The following is a 15,461-nucleotide window of genomic DNA, read 5'->3' as shown; positions in this document are numbered from 1 at the left end:
TACCCTCTGCTCGTTGATTTGCTCTATTACAGGATTATTTTGTGGACGCTCTCGAACTGTTATTAACACGTCAATCTTCACCTCGGTTAGTGGCTCCGGCTCCTGACGAATCTCAACTAAACACCATTTTAAGTGCCGCAGTGCGCGCCCCAGATCATGCGGGATTAAATCCTTGGGAGTTCATCATTGCCAGTGGTGAGGGGCTCGATCGGTTAGGTGCGCTGTTTGTTGATGCAACCGAAGCCGATGGCGGCGATGCAACCACAATGGATAAAGTGCGCAATATGCCACAACGTGCGCCAATGGTGATAACTGTGGTCGCTAAAGTGGTCGAGCATGCCAAAGTGCCCGCTTTAGAGCAGCACCTTGCGGTGGGCTGCGCCTGTATGGCGATGCAGCAAGCGGCATTTGCCTTAGGCTTAGGCGGTATTTGGCGTACTGGTGGATTGGCATTTAATCGTCATTTACATCAAGCGTTAGCACTGGATGATGAGGCACAAATTATCGGTTTCTTGTACCTGGGCACCCCAGCGGTAAAGGCCCCAATAAAACCGGCTAAATCGGCGCAAGATTTTGTGCGCTACTTGTAGCTGCCAGTTACTTATGCTGTTGTTCGACTTTGGTCGGGTTTACACCCAAGATGAAACTGGCACAGTGGGGGATGCCTGCCTCATACCCATGTACAGGTTTTCACCCTAAGTGATTATATTTGTGATTGTATTGCCCGCTAAATGATAGCGGGCATTTTTTTTGTTCGATACTGGGTTGTGCAGCGTAAGCATGGCTCACTGAGGTTGTACGTTGCCACTTTACGTTAATCATCTTCTAAATGGTGAGGCTCAGTCGCGGCAGATAAAGTGCTATCGACCCTCGGATATCCAGTAATGAACTTCGCTGCTTAATCGCCCTCATTGGCTTAGTCCATATATTGATGCTTGTTCAAACAAGGCGATTGTTGTTAACTTAACTGCTTATATTATGAAAGCGCAGGCAGTTTATGTTAAAGCTGATACGTTGGTGCAGTAAGAGAGCGGGTCATTAATAGATCATATTAAATGGATATTATGCTGGAGCTATTATGAAGCAAGGTGTGCGTGTAGGCTGGTTACAAGGTGAGCGGGTAGTATTAGAACCCATGACGCAGGCGCATGTTGCAGCGTTATCACTTGCTGTAAGCGATGGGGAATTATGGACATTATGGTATGCCAATGTACCGCATCCCGATGAGATGAACGCCTATGTAACACAGGCGATGGCAGACGAGCAACGCGGCGAAGCGTTAGCCTTTGCGGTGCGTGATACCCTGTCGGGTCACATCGTTGGTGCAACTCGCATCATGAACTGGGAGCAAGCCCATCGCCGGCTAGAGATAGGTCATACTTGGTATAGCAAAAGTGCACAGCGCAGTGGTATCAACACCGAAGCTAAATACTTGTTGCTTAAATATGCCTTTGAAACCTTAGCTGTTATGGCGGTGGAGTTTCGCACCCACTGGCATAATCAAGCCTCACGCGAGGCGATAGCGCGCCTAGGCGCTAAGCAAGATGGGGTGTTACGTAACCATCGCCTGCTTAAAGATGGTACGGTCAGAGACACCGTGGTCTATTCGATTATTGACAGTGAGTGGCCAGGGGTGCAGCGGCAGTTACGCCAACGCATGGCTCAAGCCTCATAATCATCAAGCACAAGCCTAGGATGGGTCACTTGGGTTTGTACCAGAACAAGATTTTTTAAGTTATAGTCTTGATATTGAGTGATATCTAAAGTAGAAATGACGCAATATATAAGCTTAATGCAAAGGAATCCCCATATGCGCTTTTACACTCCACTTTCTGCCGCGCTGCTTACTGTTTTTAGTTTGTCGGCCTCGGCAACCCAAGCTCCGGCCTCTGAAGCCGAAATCGCGTTTAATCAAGAGGTGCTGCAATGCGCTGCTTATTATCATATTGCATCCGATGCCATCAGCAATATGGATGCCCCACAAATGAAGCCAGTGGGCGAGCGGCTTAAACAGTCGGGGGAGGCGGCGTTGACACTGGCAAAACAGTATCAAAGTGAAGCGCAGGTCGAGCAATTATTGCAACAAGCCATTGCCAAGCAGCAGGCGAGTCTGCCCAACAATAAAAGTTTAGGTGGCCTGATGGGCCGTTATAAGACCCCTTGTCAAAACCTGCTGGCTAATCCGCAGCAGCGCCTCGATTATTGGATAATGGCCACCATGTGATCACTATTGCTATGAGCTATGGCTTTAATTTGTGAATTTTGAGCCAGCACCTATCAGCTTCTATAGGTGTAATTAGGATAAAAAGTAAACCAAAAGAGTGCAATAGCACTCTTTTTTGTTTGGTGTTGAAACTTCATTCGTACTGATACGGTCTAGTTAGCTATCGTCTATTTAGAATAGATCCTGTGGGTTGCTCGCGAATGCGGCCAACAGTGTTGTCGGAGAAGCTATGAATATCTACCTTTTGGTTGCAGCAGTATTGGCCTCAATTACCTGTGTTGGCCATTTTGTGATAGCCAAGCCGCAATTGTTATGTTCTAAGCTGCAAGCCGATTTTGATCCCACGACGATAACCCTGATGCACTGCGTATTTCACTATGTGTCGATATTTTTGGTGCTATCGACACTGGTGTTATTTGCCTGTGGTTTGCAATGGGTGCCAAGGATGCAAACCTATGCCTTAGCGTTGTTTATCAGCCTTAACTTTATGTTGTTTGCCATTTGGCAAATTTACATTGGATATTTTGCCGAAGCTAAGAGTGTACGCCGCGTTCAGTTTCACTGGGTATTTTTTATTATCATTAGTGTATTTACCCTGCTAGGTGTGTTTACTGGGTAAGCGCTAACCGCAAAAGGTGGCTGCTATTGAGCTGAATAACGTCAGAGTCTCTGCACAAATGTGTCTAAGTGTAATTGAGTGTAATATTATCTAAATTCAATTGCATAGTGCTGCGCTATTAAGGCACAGTGAACTATTAGCAATTTAGTCGACGGAACGGCTGCTGCGCTGTAAGCCTTAAGAGTGTGAGACTCACTAAATGATAAATGTGAAACAATTAGTTAAATCCTACCAAATGGGAGAGTTGCCGGTATTGGCATTACGTGGAGTCGATTTTTCCATTCAAGCCAATGAATTTGTCGCCATCATGGGGCCCTCTGGTTCTGGTAAATCGACTTTAATGAATATTATTGGCTGTCTCGATAAACCCACCAGTGGCTCTTACTGCTTAAATGGGCAAGAGGTGAGTCAACTCGATGATGACGCCTTATCTGCTGTGCGTAACAAAGAGATAGGCTTTGTGTTTCAAAGCTTTCATTTATTACCACGTCTCAGCGCATTACAAAACGTATTATTACCACTGCGCTTTGGTGAGCATGCCGACGATAGCACGGATTATGCCCAGCAATTATTGGCGCGAGTGGGCTTAAGCGAGCGTCAAGATCATCGCCCCAACCAATTATCAGGTGGGCAGCGTCAACGAGTTGCGATTGCCAGAGCCTTGGTTAATCGCCCCACCATTTTATTGGCCGATGAACCGACCGGTGCCTTAGACAGTAAAACGTCGGTTGAGATAATGGCGCTGTTTACCGAGCTCCACCAAGCGGGGCAAACCATCATTTTAGTGACTCATGAGGAGGAAGTCGCGGCTTATGCACAGCGGATCATCCGTATGCGCGATGGCGATATTGTCAGCATTGAACAGCGAGGTGAGCATGCCGCATAAGGTGTTTTTTGGCGGTTGCGCCACATTGGCTGCTTGCATGATAAGCTTGTGCAGCTGGGCCGACGATAGTCTCCCCTCATTACTGTTAACGGGCAAAATCAGCTCGGTTGATTCTCAAACCTTTACCGTACCTAAGGCCGGAGATGCTTGGCGCTATCAAATTCAGTGGATGCTGCCCGAAGGCACTTTAGCCCAGCCTGGGCAAAGTGTGGTGATTTTTGATAAAAGCCAATTGACCAATCAAATTGAGCAGCTAGAGGCCAGTTTATTGCGGGTCACGGCGCAAGAGCAAAGTACGGCAATCGAGTTAACGGGGGCGGTATTGCAAGCGCAGTTTGATCTTAAGCAGCGCCGACTGGAGGTGGAAAAAGCCCAGCTTGATGCCGAAGTGCCCTTAGCCTATCTGGCGGCTAAAGAGTACGCCGAAAACCAATTCAGTTTGATGCAGGCACGCAGCGAGCTTGAAAAGGCGCAGCAAGCCTTGACCGAGGCGCTCGATAAGCAAGATGCCAGCCGCCAACAGTTAGCCATAGATAAACGCAAAGCCCAGCTGGAGTTAAGCCAGGCGCTGCAAGGCATAGAGCAACTGGAATTAACCGCGCAATTTGCCGGCCCTATCTTATATGAGCGTCATCCCTGGACAGAAACCAAATATGGTGTGGGCGACACAGTGCAGATAGGCCGACAAGTGGCGACCATCCCAGCGCTAGATAAACTCGAAGTCGTGGCTTGGGTAAATGAGGTGGATGTTGACCGTCTAAGGCTTAAGCAAGCGGTTAGTCTGCAACTCGATGCCCATGTTGAAGTGACCTTCGATGGCACTATCGCCTCTATTGGTAAGCAAGCGATGTCTCAACCAGCTTGGGGGCAGAGCAAATGGTTTAAGGTCGGCATCGATTTCGCCAAAGAAAATGCCCAAATTGAGTTAGTGCCGGGCATGAGTGTGCTGGTGGTGACCAAGGAGTTTGCTGATGCGCAAGGGTAATATGATGCAGGTGTACTGTGCCTTATTCGTCGGTTGCATACTAGTAGGTTGCGGCCAACAGGCGTTGACCCACGTCGAACAAGGGATATTGATCCAGCAAGTAGAGGTGACAGGTGAACTGGTGTCTGCCGATACTGTGGCGATGATGCCCCCGGCGATCCGTCGTGTATGGCAATATCAAGTCAAACAGTTGGCTCCAGAGGGCAGCGAAGTGGCCAAAGGCGACGTGGTTGCCAGATTAGATACCTCTGAGTTAACCCAACGCTTGTCGGTCAGCGCGGCACAATTGGCGGCGACTAAGCAAGATATTGAAACCTCTAAACTGCGTAATGCCAAGCGACTCGAACAGTTGCGGCTCGATCTCGCCGAAGCCCAGATGAACCATGAAAAGGCGGAACGAAAATTTAAGCTATCCGATGAAACCGTAGCGTTAATCGAGAAAGAAAAATACCAGCGTGATGCCATTATTGCCAAAGATAGAGTGGCATTGATTAAGCAAAAAATGGCGTTAGAGTCCCAAGGTGCCGAGCAGCGTCAAGCCATGTTAGCCGGTGATGAGCAGAAGTTTGCCTCAGAAGTCGCGGCGTTAGAGAAGGGGATCGCGTCGATGACCCTAAAAGCGCCTCGTGCGGGCATGGTGGTGTATGGCAACGATCCACAAGGTAATAAAATTAAAGAGGGCCAGTCGGTCTTTGCCGGTGACGCCGTGTTATCTATTCCTGATTTATCCCATATGCAGGTCAACATGACAGTGCCTGAAGTCGAGGCGCAGCGAGTGAAACGTGGCCAGAAAATTAACATTCGTCTCGACGCCAACCCTGAGCGCGTGTTTAAGGGCAAAATCATTGAGTTGGGCGCAGTGTTTCGCAATAAGAATCAAGATGTGCCCATGGTGGTATTCGATGCCGTTGCCAGTATCGATGAGCCCGATAGCGAGCTGATGCGACCTGGCATGACGGCCAAGATCAGTATCGATATTGCTCAGGCGAGCCCCTCGTTATTAGTGGCAAAAGAAGCGGTGAGTTTTGAAGGCGGCCAAGCGTATGTACGCCAGCCTACCTGGCTGGGCGAACGTAAACAGCCCATTACTATTGGGGCTATGGGTGCCGAACGAATGGTTGTTAGCCAAGGTTTACGTGTCGGTGATGAGGTGTTACTGCCATGATTTTATTGCATTTTTTTGATTGTTGTCGTCTTATGACACCCAGCTTGGGCCAAGTTAAGCTGCGGTCATCTGTTTTGGTGAGCAGCGTACTTTGTAGCAGCCTACTGCTGCTTGGCTGCAGTCAACCCGAGCACGATGGGGTGTTAACCATGGAGGTTAAGCTGCGCGATTTTAATGTGCAGATCCCCGCGACCGGTGAGCTTGAGGCGAGCCACTCGACGGCGGTGACAGTGCCTTCAGGACTGCGTGGGCCGCAATCTCTGGCCTGGATTGCGGCCAACTTTAGTCGAGTCAAGGCGGGGGATGTGGTGGCACGCATGGATCCCACACGACAAGCCTATTTGCTCGAAATGGAAGCGTTTGATTTTAATAAGTTGGATCTCGATAAACAGATGCAGCAACAAAAAGATAAAACCGTAAGCCAAGAGCTGCAGGTGGGTACGCAGGTCACCAGTGAAGAGCGGGAGTTGGCCGAGCGTTTCTTCAGTGAAGATGAACGGGTCTACACTAAAATAGAGATCATCGAGCAGATGCGTAATCAAGATTATTTGGGCGCCAAGATGGACTATTTTGATTGGGGGTTGTCTCAGCATGATGCGCAGGCGCAAGCCGAGCAGCAGCTTATCGAGCTTAAGCAGCAGGGGCATAAAGCGAAAATTGATCGCTATGAAAATAACCTCAATCAGATGGAGATCATCGCGCCCCATGATGGCCTATTTGTGTATCAGTCTGGCTGGGACGGTGCCATGCCAGTGGTCGGTGACATGATGTGGTCAGGTTTTACCATAGGCACCTTGCCCGACACCTCAGTGATGCAAGCTAAGCTGTTTGTGCTTGAGTCTGAGGCGGCGGGTCTTTCGGTGGGGCAAGCAGCTCATGTGTATCTCGATGCTTACCCAGATAAACGTTTCAGCGGTAAGGTCAGTCAGCTCGATGCGTTAGCTAAACCCAAAGATAAAGACAGTCCAGTTAACTACTTTCAGTTTACCGTGAGCCTAGATGAGACCCTGCCGGCGATCATGCAACCGGGGCGACAGCTGAGCGCTAAAGTGGATGCGGTGTCACTCAATGAGGTATTGACAGTACCCAACCAAGCGCTATTTCAGAAAGAGGGCCGCTATTGGGTGTACCTCAAAACGGCAGAGGGGTTTATCGAGCAAGGGGTCGAGCCCGGACAACGCAGTATCGACATGACGCAAATACTCGGCGGACTTAACCAAGGTGATGTGATTGCCTTAACCACACCACCCAAAAGGAGCCGCTTATGAAGGTGATTAAGGGGTATGTTGAGGGCGTCATTCAAGCGTTTGACGAGATGCGCCATCATAAATTGCGCACCGCGTTAACCTTGCTGGGGATGATATTTGGTGTGGGTGCGGTGATTGCGATGCTCAGTGTTGGCGAAGGCGCCGAGCGTGAAGCCTTGCGGATGATTGAGTCCATGGGAGTGAACAACATCGTCATCAATGCACGGCCCGCCGATGGTGAGGCGCTAAAATCTATCCGTGAACACAGCATTGGCTTAAGCCTGCGCGATGTGTCCAGTGCGGCCACCACCTTGCCTTTTGTTAAAGATTGGAGCGCGCAAAAGCAGGTGAAAACCTTTAGTTTATTTAGCCAGCAAGGGCGCAGTGATGCCACTGTGGTTGGGGTGACGCCCAGCTACTTTAATTTAAGTGCGCTCAAGGTGGCCAAAGGCCGCAGCTTGACTCAAGCCGATCAGAGTCATTATCGTCAAGTCGCCGTGCTGGGGCCCGAAGCCGCGCGCAGTTTATTTCCGCAAGATAAACCCGTTGGCGGACTGATTAAAGTGAACCATCAATGGTTTGAGGTGGTCGGCGTGCTGTCTGAAGGCGAGGCGGTGCAGTCTAAAATTCAAGGGGTTAAACTTGGCGGCGAACGTAATCAAGTGTTTATTCCACTGGCCACGGCACTCAAGAAGATGAACGTTAAACCGTTAGAGGATGAACTCGACTCGATTAAGTTGGCCATTGCCGATGGGGTTGAGCCTTCACTAGCAGCCAAAAGTTTAGGTCATCTATTTGAGCGGCGTCACGGTGGTGAGAAAGATTATGAGATCGTGGTACCTGCCGATCTATTGGCCCAACATCAAAAAACGCAGCAAATATTCAATATTGTGATGGCATGCGTGGCGGGGATCTCTTTGCTGGTGGGTGGCATAGGGATCATGAACATCATGTTGGCAACGATCATGGAGCGTACCGCTGAAATTGGCTTATTGCGTGCATTAGGGGCGAGACGTAAAGATATCGCGCGTCAATTTTTAATTGAGAGTATCGCTATCTCTGCCACGGGGGGCGTGATAGGCATAGTGGTTGGCCTGCTATTAGCCTTAGTGATATCAGCCGCTGCGGGTTGGCCTGTGGCATGGTCTCCCTTTGCCGTGCTGCTGTCGCTTGGGGTGTGTATGACCATAGGGATAGGTTTTGGGCTTTATCCGGCGCAAAAAGCGGCGCGGTTAGATCCCATCGTGGCGTTGCAACGTGATTAAAGCGCAGTGGTGTTGCTGCGGGTTAAAATCGAGAGTTATGCTACTAGGTGACGCTTGCTTTAATCTGCAGTGTTGCAGTGTAAGCTTCAACTTACAATGTTAATCGGCGGCTTAAGTCGCTAATGCTGCCTGTTTATGTTGTGCACTATTAAGCTGATTCAATGCGCCTGCGAGTTCAGTTTGCCGCCCGTAAAGGAAGTGCTGGGCAATGTTGCTCAGTTTGGCAACGACTCGTCTCAATTGCTGTGGTTAATAGGGGCTTAGGTGCATCAGTTACCGGGCTGTCATCTACTGGCTTATCATCTACAAACAAGGCTTGTATATCAGTAAACCAGCCGCCGTTAGAACTGGGCTGGACATAGGTTGAAATATCCACAAAGGTTAGCCAAAAGGCATAAGCAACGATGGAGTAGATGGTAAAGCGGAACATGGAACTACCTTGGTATTTACTAAATTAGAGACCAACTATACGCATTAATTTTATACAAATAAACTGTCAATGTTTTGCCGCGAAACAGTCATCTTTGTTTTTAGTTAACTCGCTGTTTTTTTTAGTTCAAAGTAGGGCGTTTCATCTCGAGGTGCCAACTGAAAATATCAGTGTCAGATTATCGCTATAGCGTCAACATTTGAGTTGAGTGCTTAGGGGAGGGACAGCTGACGTTTATTATGCACTGTGATAAGCAAATAGCCGAAAACCACTCGTTTGATTTGCAAGCGAGGCACGCCTAAGCGCGGGATCCGCCAGATCTCGACCATCAGACGCTTATCATTTTAGCGATAGCCAGATGGGCCTAAACTTCAGCTGTTGGTGAGGTGTGCCCTTACTGTTTAAACGCTTTGTCACCGTGCTCTATCTTAGTGACGTTTTTTCCACATCATGATCCCAGCGACAATAATCACTAATGCCACAAATGGTAATATATCGTATATATGGTGGAACAGCCCAAAACCACTGTGTCCTCCGTGTGCCCACGCCGCTGCAGGTAATAAACTCACAAGTAGTAATAATGCTCTGTTCATGGTGATGCTCCATTGTTTCGTGTAACTTCTTAAGTGTAATAAGGGTTAATCTGATTCCAACGCTAACTGCATCAGCAACATCTCTTCACCGGCAACGATGCGGGTGTCAAAACTGTGGCATTGAGGGCAAATAACGGTACGCTCGGCCACTTCACTAGTGGTGTTACATTGCTGGCAACTGAGTACGATGGCTTGATGCTCTATGGTGAGCACGGCCTCTTTGGCCCGACCCTCTAGCTTAAAGGTGTCAAATGCGGTGGCTAATAAGGCGGGTTCAACGCCACTTAGCACACCAATTTTTATCACCACTTCGCTGATACGGGTGGCGTTATTGTCACTGGCATATTGCTCGCATTGCTCCAGCAGAGCGCCGACGATGGAATATTCGTGCATTAACAGATCCTAGGTAATAATTCGCCTTGGGGTAGGTCGAGATAACGAGTGCTGCCCCACGGCGTCGTTAAGATCACCTTGCCATGATGATTATCTTCCACTTGACCAATAATGGCAGCGGTTTGGCTATCACCATAGCGATTGATAATTTCAACCACCCCAGATGCGATGGTTTGTGGCACGGCCAAAATAAAGGTGCCTTCGTTGGCTAAATCATGGGGTTCAAAGCCATAGAGTTCACACAGACCTTTAACCTCATCACTGACGGGGATCTGTGACTCGGCCACACTAATGCCCACCTTCGATGCCTGCGCCCATTCATTGAGCACGGCTGCTAGGCCGCCACGGGTGGCATCGCGCATGGCATGGATGGTGATATTAGCGGCGATAAGCTGCTCGACCACAGGCCATAAGTTGGCGCAATCACTGCGTAAATCTGACTCTAGGTTAAGTCCTTCGCGGGCCATCAAAATGGCGGCGCCGTGTCGGCCAATGTCACCAGAGACAATGATGGCATCCCCTGGCTGCAGATGATTGACCGAAATATGGGGTTTGAGGATCCGCCCAACCCCGGAGGTGTTAATAAATAAGCCATCGGCGCAGCCTTTTGGCACCACTTTAGTGTCGCCGCACACTACGCGAGTGCCGCTTTTATGCAGCTCACTTGCCATGCTCGCAACAATCTGTTTGAGCGAGGCGATGGCAAATCCCTCCTCGATAATAAAGCTACAACTGAGATATTGTGGCTCTGCGCCCATCATCGCCAGATCGTTGACCGTGCCCGCCACGGCCAATTTGCCAATATCGCCGCCAGCAAAAAACAGTGGGCTCACGGTAAAAGAGTCGGTGGTAAAGGCGGTAGGCCCGTCTAAGTTGAGCACGGCAGCGTCTTCTTCACTGGCTAAAATTGGGTTAGCAAAGGCCTTAAAGAAGATAGACTTAATCAGGTTATTCATCTCTTTGCCGCCACCACCATGGCTAAGTTGCACGGCTTTTTCGGTGGGCAGCTTGATCTCTACAGACATGGATTAGACTCCGTTATAGCGATAATACGCGTTGCAAGCCCCCTCGGAGCTCACCATGCAACTGCCTAAAGGGGACTCGGGCGTACAGCCACGACCAAACACCTTGCAATCTTTGGGTTTGGCGATCCCCCGTAAAATATCACCACATTGACACGCTTTATGATCGTCAATGTCGGCGACATTAAGCTTTTCACTAAAAATACGTTCGGCGTCGCGGTGGGCGTATTCGGGCCGTAGCATCAATGCCGAGTTGGCCACAGGCCCAAGGCCACGCCAACGAAATTGCGGGCGTATCATAAGGTATTGATTGACTTTTTGCTGGGCATGCAAGTTACCATCTTCACTTACCGCGCGGCTGTATTGCACATCCAACTCGGCTGTACCGGCTAACTTTTGTTTGACGATACGTAAAATGGACTCCATCACATCCACGGGTTCAAATCCGGCGACCACCACGGGGGTGTGGTAGCGCTCAACCGCAGGGCGATACAATTTAGCACCACTTATCACGCTCACATGGGATGGGCCAATAAAGGCGTTCACTGTGGCTTTGGGATCGGCCATCACGGCATCGATGGCGGGGGGCACTAATACATGATTGATATGAAAAAGCAGGTTATTAACCCCTTGCTGCTCAGCTTGTTCTATCAGCACCGCGGTCATCGGAGTGGATGTTTCAAAGCCGATAGCAAAGAAGATCACCGTTTTTTCAGGGTTCTCTTTGGCGATGGTGAGGGTATCGAGAGGATCATAAATGGGGCGAATATCGCAGCCTTGTGCCCTAAATTGCGCCAAGCTACCTTTAGAGCCAGGTACGCGGATCATGTCGCCTAATGTCACTAAAATCACCTCGGGCTGGGAGGCTAAAATGGCGGCGTGGTCGATACGCTCTTTAGGCATAATACACACAGGGCACCCGGGCCCATGGACAAATTCAATATTGGCGGGTAATAGCTGATTGAGGCCATATTTCATTATGGTATGGGTATGGCCACCGCAGACCTCCATAATATTGATGTTCCCCGGATATTGGCTCGCTAAGGTTTGGATCTCTCGGGCCAAATTATGTATGGTCGTGGGATCTCTAAATCCTTGGTAAAGCTGGTTAAGCTCAATCATGCTCAGTGCTCCATCTTGTCGACTATCTCTCGATAGAGTGCCAAGCTTTGCTCGGCATCAACCTTATCGATTTTATTCATGACAAAACCGATATGGATCAGCACATAATCATCCATGGCTAACGGCTCACTCATTAAGTGGCTAGATACTTTGCGTTTAACCCCCATGGTTTCAACCGTTACCGCTTGCTCGTCTGGGTGAATCGCAACCACTTTTGAGGGGATTGATAAGCACATGCTTAGGCTCTCCTATGGTCATTGAGCCATTGTGCAAAAGCAAACATGTTGTCACTGTCTTTAACCGAGGTGATCATCACTTCGGCCTTTGGATTGAGTTTTTTCACTTGTGCCTTGGCTTCCTCAACATCAAAATCAAAATGGGGCAGCAGATCCGCTTTGGTGATTAAAACCAAATCGGCTTTACGGAACATCACCGGGTATTTTTCTACTTTATCATCGCCTTCCGGTACCGATACCAACACGATATTGAAGTGGGTGCCCACATCATAAGAGGCAGGGCAGACTAAGTTACCGACGTTTTCGACAAAGCATATATCCAGCGGATTAAGGTCCACATGATGCAAGGCACCATGCACCATAAAGGCATCGAGGTGGCAGGCTGAGCCGGTTTGAATTTGGTAAGCGGGGATCCCTTTGGCAATTAAACGGTCGGCATCGCGCGAGGTTTCTAAATCACCTTCAATCACGCCATAGTGGAGCGGGGTATACTCTTTTAAGTGTTCCAGCAAGGTGGTTTTGCCGCTACCTGGGCTGCTCATCAAATTGAATGCGGTTATCTGATGTGCCTCAAAATGTTGCCGATTGTGGGCGGCTTCATGATCGTTCTTATCGAGAATTTTGTGAATGACGGAGAGGGTCTTGCTGTCATTGAGTTGCGGGTTACTGTGCAACTCCTGATGGTCATGGCTGTGGCCGTGATGATGATCATGCTCGTGGTGATGAGCATGTTCTGCGCCACTGGCATGAGCCCGTTCGCGTTGAGTGATAGAGCAGCCGCAATCTTTACACATGATGAACTCCATTTAATCTAATGCTAATAAACATTTTGCCCTGTGACAGTATTAACTTCATTGATACGGGTCACTTTATTAACAAAATGTACGTATTTTTATCAATCTTGCCTTACTGCTTAGCAGCCGATCTTTGTCGATGGATCTCATGCCACAACTGCCCCAGCGCAATGCCGCCATCATTGACGGGCACCTGTTTGGGGCTGAGCACTTGCTGGTTGCGTTGTTTGAGCCGCCGCTGAGTGTGTTTGAGTAAGTAACGGTTTTGAAATACGCCGCCAGTGAGTACCACTGGTAAGTGGGCGTGTTCCCTGGCTAAGCTGTCGATGGCGTCGGCGAGGCAATCCATAAAAGCGCGGGCAATCAGTCCTTGCCACTGGGGGGCATTATCGCGCAGTGACATGGCATTAAGGATCTGTTGCCATAGGTGATCGGTTTGCCACACGCCCTCCACCAAGGGTAAGGTAAAGCGCAGCGGCGCTGGCTCACTGGCAACGCGATTGGCTGCCCCCTCCAGTAACATGCCGGCTTGGCCCTCAAATTGGGTGCGGGTCATTAACCCCAGTAAACAGGCGAGGGCATCGAATAGCCGACCAATCGAGCTGGTCTGATGGATGGCGACGTCCTTACGCCATAACTGATATAAATTTTGGATCAGCAGCGGTGACATCCCTTGTATGGCGGGCAAATTGAGCGCGGCGATCGCCTCGGGCGAATGTTGCTCAAACAGCAGGGCGAGCATGATCCGCCGCGGATCGTTAATCGCTTGCTCATGACCAATTAGCGCCATGGGCTGTAGGTGCGCGATGCGCCGATAACCCTTAACGTCGGCCAGCATCACTTCGCCACCCCATAACTGCTTATCATCCCCAAGGCCTGTGCCATCAAAGCTAAACCCCAGCACCTTACCTGTGTATTGCTGCGCCGCCATGACGCTGAGAATATGGGCGTAATGGTGCTGCACTTGGCTATGGTGACAAGCTTGCTCTGCGGCATAGTCTCGTGCCCAGCGTGTCGGCGCGTAGTCAGGGTGGCGGTCGCTCACCACATAGCGGGGCGTAAACTGATATAGGCGGCTAAACGTGGCCAAGGTATCGGTAAAATAGTGCTCAGCCTCTAGGCTAAATAGATCGCCGATATGTGGGCTTAACACCAGATTATGGCCAAAACCAAACGCTAGGCTATTTTTTTGCTGCGCGCCAACCGCCAAGGTATGCTCTTTAACGCTGTCCTGCCAGTGGAGCGTCAATGGCGCGTAACCCCGTGCTAGGCGGATCACTTGCAGCTCGTCATCTATCATCTGCACTACGCTGTCATCACAGCCATTTAAAATAGCGCGATCATGATCCAATATCGCATCGACCACGCCTGCCAGTTGGTTTTGAATACCAACGCTTTGGGTAATGATAGGCTCACCGCTGCGGTTGGCGCTGGTGGCCACTAGGGGCCGTTGCAACTGCGACAATAACAGGTGATGTAAGGGGGTGTAGGGCAAAAACAGCCCTAATCGGTCAATATCGGGGGCGACACCAGGGCTGAGCAAACTGGGGCTATCGATACGCTCTAGTAAGGTGATAGGCCGCTCGGCGCTGCACAGCAGTTGCCACTCTGCCTCACTTGCCTTGGCCAGGGTTTTGGCCATGTTAAGGTCACTGCACATCACGGCAAAGGGCTTGGCTGGACGCTGTTTTCGGTCGCGCAGGCGCATCACGGCCTGATGATTGCTGGCATCGCATACCAGATGAAATCCACCCAAACCTTTGATCGCGACAATATCCCCTTGTTGCAACAAGGCAACGCAGCGATCTAGCGCGGCATCCCTGTGGGCTATCGCTTGGCCATTGGGTGTGGTTAATGTCAGCTGCGGCCCGCAGTTAGGGCAACTGACAGGCTGAGCGTGGTAACGCCGGTTTAGCGGATCGCCATAAGCCTCGGCGCATTGCTCACACAGGCTAAATTTCGCCATCGAAGTATTGGGACGATCATAAGGTAACGCATTGATTAAGGTGTAACGCGGCCCGCAGTTGGTGCAATTGGTAAAGGGGTAGCGAAAGTGACGATTATGAGGATCTTTTATTTCATTGAGGCAATCTTCACAGCAGCTTTTGTCGGCTGATACCGCGACCTGCGCCCCCTCGCTAGCTTGACTTTGAATGATCTCAAAACCTTGACTATTAGGGATAGGCGCCATGGTCTCTTGAGTCACACTGTCGATGCGGGCGAGCGGAGGCGGCGTTTGAGTTAATGTCGCTATAAATTGCGCCAGCTGCGCGCTTGCCCCTTGCAGCTCAATAGTCACGCCCAGACTATGGTTAAAGGTTAAGCCGCTCAAGCCTAGTTCATGGGCAAGGCGGTAGACAAAGGGGCGAAATCCGACTCCTTGGACAATGCCTGTCACCAACAGTTTAACCCGATGCAGTGATGCCTGTGGCGCCGTTTGGGCTTGAGCCGAAGACCGTTGAGATGGGGTGATGGTCACG

At 50.0% G+C, this 15,461-nt stretch carries 17 protein-coding genes; 9 read left to right on the top strand and 8 right to left on the bottom strand.

Annotated elements, in window-relative coordinates; all coding sequences use genetic code 11:
• Positions 1–41: 41 nt before the first annotated feature.
• The 9 genes from DVO77_RS01120 (at position 42) to DVO77_RS01080 (ending at position 8,391) form a co-directional block, all read left to right on the top strand.
• Positions 42–590, top strand: coding sequence for an NAD(P)H nitroreductase (locus DVO77_RS01120; RefSeq protein ID WP_119976965.1), 549 nt, complete (start codon positions 42–44; stop codon positions 588–590).
• Positions 591–1,078: 488 nt separating this feature from the next.
• Complete coding sequence (locus DVO77_RS01115; protein ID WP_119976964.1) at positions 1,079–1,675, top strand: GNAT family N-acetyltransferase; 597 nt, start codon at positions 1,079–1,081, stop codon at positions 1,673–1,675.
• Positions 1,676–1,810: 135 nt separating this feature from the next.
• Positions 1,811–2,224: a hypothetical protein gene (locus DVO77_RS01110; RefSeq protein ID WP_110458109.1), complete on the top strand. Its 414-nt coding sequence runs from the start codon at positions 1,811–1,813 to the stop codon at positions 2,222–2,224.
• A gap of 229 nt (positions 2,225–2,453) precedes the next feature.
• On the top strand, positions 2,454–2,843 hold the full coding sequence (locus DVO77_RS01105) for a hypothetical protein (protein ID WP_119976963.1): 390 nt from the start codon (positions 2,454–2,456) through the stop codon (positions 2,841–2,843).
• A 199-nt stretch (positions 2,844–3,042) separates the two neighbouring features.
• Positions 3,043–3,729 carry an ABC transporter ATP-binding protein gene (locus DVO77_RS01100; protein ID WP_119976962.1) on the top strand — a complete coding sequence of 229 codons (687 nt, stop codon included), beginning with the start codon at positions 3,043–3,045 and terminating at the stop codon, positions 3,727–3,729.
• Positions 3,656–4,714: an HlyD family secretion protein gene (locus tag DVO77_RS01095; RefSeq protein ID WP_308444015.1), complete on the top strand. Its 1,059-nt coding sequence runs from the start codon at positions 3,656–3,658 to the stop codon at positions 4,712–4,714. Before DVO77_RS01100 ends, DVO77_RS01095 begins: the two co-directional genes overlap by 74 nt.
• Entirely contained in the window at positions 4,701–5,879 is a 1,179-nt protein-coding gene (locus tag DVO77_RS01090; protein ID WP_249038078.1) for an efflux RND transporter periplasmic adaptor subunit, read from the top strand. The genes DVO77_RS01095 and DVO77_RS01090 overlap by 14 nt, the downstream gene beginning before the upstream one ends.
• Before the next feature lie 32 nt (positions 5,880–5,911).
• Positions 5,912–7,147, top strand: a complete 1,236-nt coding sequence (locus DVO77_RS01085) for an efflux RND transporter periplasmic adaptor subunit (protein WP_119977084.1) — start codon at positions 5,912–5,914, stop codon at positions 7,145–7,147.
• Positions 7,144–8,391, top strand: coding sequence for an ABC transporter permease (locus DVO77_RS01080; RefSeq protein WP_119976961.1), 1,248 nt, complete (start codon positions 7,144–7,146; stop codon positions 8,389–8,391). Before DVO77_RS01085 ends, DVO77_RS01080 begins: the two co-directional genes overlap by 4 nt.
• 175 nt (positions 8,392–8,566) lie before the next feature.
• Here the strand turns inward: DVO77_RS01080 and DVO77_RS01075 are convergent, their stop codons facing one another.
• The 8 genes from DVO77_RS01075 to hypF form a co-directional block, all read right to left on the bottom strand.
• On the bottom strand, positions 8,567–8,821 hold the full coding sequence (locus tag DVO77_RS01075; protein ID WP_119976960.1) for a hypothetical protein: 255 nt from the start codon (positions 8,819–8,821) through the stop codon (positions 8,567–8,569).
• 428 nt (positions 8,822–9,249) lie between these two features.
• Entirely contained in the window at positions 9,250–9,414 is a 165-nt protein-coding gene (locus tag DVO77_RS18965) for a hypothetical protein (protein ID WP_162924120.1), read from the bottom strand.
• A 45-nt stretch (positions 9,415–9,459) separates the two neighbouring features.
• Positions 9,460–9,807, bottom strand: a complete 348-nt coding sequence (locus tag DVO77_RS01070; RefSeq protein WP_110458103.1) for a hydrogenase maturation nickel metallochaperone HypA/HybF — start codon at positions 9,805–9,807, stop codon at positions 9,460–9,462.
• A complete protein-coding gene (hypE, locus tag DVO77_RS01065; RefSeq protein ID WP_119976959.1) occupies positions 9,807–10,832 on the bottom strand; it encodes a hydrogenase expression/formation protein HypE in 1,026 nt (341 codons plus the stop codon). Before hypE ends, DVO77_RS01070 begins: the two co-directional genes overlap by 1 nt.
• A 3-nt stretch (positions 10,833–10,835) precedes the next feature.
• Positions 10,836–11,951 (bottom strand): hydrogenase formation protein HypD, encoded by a 1,116-nt coding sequence (hypD, locus tag DVO77_RS01060; protein WP_119976958.1) that lies wholly within the window; start codon positions 11,949–11,951, stop codon positions 10,836–10,838.
• Between the two features lie 2 nt (positions 11,952–11,953).
• The gene (locus DVO77_RS01055) at positions 11,954–12,187 is read right to left on the bottom strand and encodes a HypC/HybG/HupF family hydrogenase formation chaperone (protein WP_119976957.1); all 234 of its coding nucleotides are present in this window, start codon (positions 12,185–12,187) and stop codon (positions 11,954–11,956) included.
• Positions 12,188–12,189: 2 nt separating this feature from the next.
• Positions 12,190–12,981, bottom strand: coding sequence for a hydrogenase nickel incorporation protein HypB (gene hypB / locus DVO77_RS01050; RefSeq protein WP_119976956.1), 792 nt, complete (start codon positions 12,979–12,981; stop codon positions 12,190–12,192).
• 112 nt (positions 12,982–13,093) lie between these two features.
• The gene (hypF, locus tag DVO77_RS01045) at positions 13,094–15,460 is read right to left on the bottom strand and encodes a carbamoyltransferase HypF (protein WP_249038077.1); all 2,367 of its coding nucleotides are present in this window, start codon (positions 15,458–15,460) and stop codon (positions 13,094–13,096) included.
• Position 15,461 lies beyond the last annotated feature (1 nt).

This window comes from Shewanella algidipiscicola, assembly GCF_003605125.1.
Taxonomy (GTDB): Bacteria; Pseudomonadota; Gammaproteobacteria; order Enterobacterales; family Shewanellaceae; genus Shewanella; species Shewanella algidipiscicola.
The sequence above is the reverse complement of the archived record's forward strand: the minus strand, read 5'-3'. Positions and strand labels throughout refer to the sequence as shown.

Excerpts from the sequence above, each read along its gene's own strand:
- DVO77_RS01115 (WP_119976964.1), top strand. The coding sequence starts at position 1,079 with ATGAAGCAAGGTGTGCGTGTAGGCTGGTTACAAGGTGAGCGGGTAGTA.
- DVO77_RS01110 (WP_110458109.1), top strand. The coding sequence starts at position 1,811 with ATGCGCTTTTACACTCCACTTTCTGCCGCGCTGCTTACTGTTTTTAGT.
- DVO77_RS01105 (WP_119976963.1), top strand. The coding sequence starts at position 2,454 with ATGAATATCTACCTTTTGGTTGCAGCAGTATTGGCCTCAATTACCTGT.
- DVO77_RS01100 (WP_119976962.1), top strand. The coding sequence starts at position 3,043 with ATGATAAATGTGAAACAATTAGTTAAATCCTACCAAATGGGAGAGTTG.
- DVO77_RS01095 (WP_308444015.1), top strand. The coding sequence starts at position 3,656 with ATGCACAGCGGATCATCCGTATGCGCGATGGCGATATTGTCAGCATTG.
- DVO77_RS01090 (WP_249038078.1), top strand. The coding sequence starts at position 4,701 with ATGCGCAAGGGTAATATGATGCAGGTGTACTGTGCCTTATTCGTCGGT.
- DVO77_RS01085 (WP_119977084.1), top strand. The coding sequence starts at position 5,912 with ATGACACCCAGCTTGGGCCAAGTTAAGCTGCGGTCATCTGTTTTGGTG.
- DVO77_RS01080 (WP_119976961.1), top strand. The coding sequence starts at position 7,144 with ATGAAGGTGATTAAGGGGTATGTTGAGGGCGTCATTCAAGCGTTTGAC.
- DVO77_RS01075 (WP_119976960.1), bottom strand. The coding sequence starts at position 8,821 with ATGTTCCGCTTTACCATCTACTCCATCGTTGCTTATGCCTTTTGGCTA.
- DVO77_RS18965 (WP_162924120.1), bottom strand. The coding sequence starts at position 9,414 with ATGAACAGAGCATTATTACTACTTGTGAGTTTATTACCTGCAGCGGCG.
- DVO77_RS01070 (WP_110458103.1), bottom strand. The coding sequence starts at position 9,807 with ATGCACGAATATTCCATCGTCGGCGCTCTGCTGGAGCAATGCGAGCAA.
- hypE (WP_119976959.1), bottom strand. The coding sequence starts at position 10,832 with ATGTCTGTAGAGATCAAGCTGCCCACCGAAAAAGCCGTGCAACTTAGC.
- hypD (WP_119976958.1), bottom strand. The coding sequence starts at position 11,951 with ATGATTGAGCTTAACCAGCTTTACCAAGGATTTAGAGATCCCACGACC.
- DVO77_RS01055 (WP_119976957.1), bottom strand. The coding sequence starts at position 12,187 with ATGTGCTTATCAATCCCCTCAAAAGTGGTTGCGATTCACCCAGACGAG.
- hypB (WP_119976956.1), bottom strand. The coding sequence starts at position 12,981 with ATGTGTAAAGATTGCGGCTGCTCTATCACTCAACGCGAACGGGCTCAT.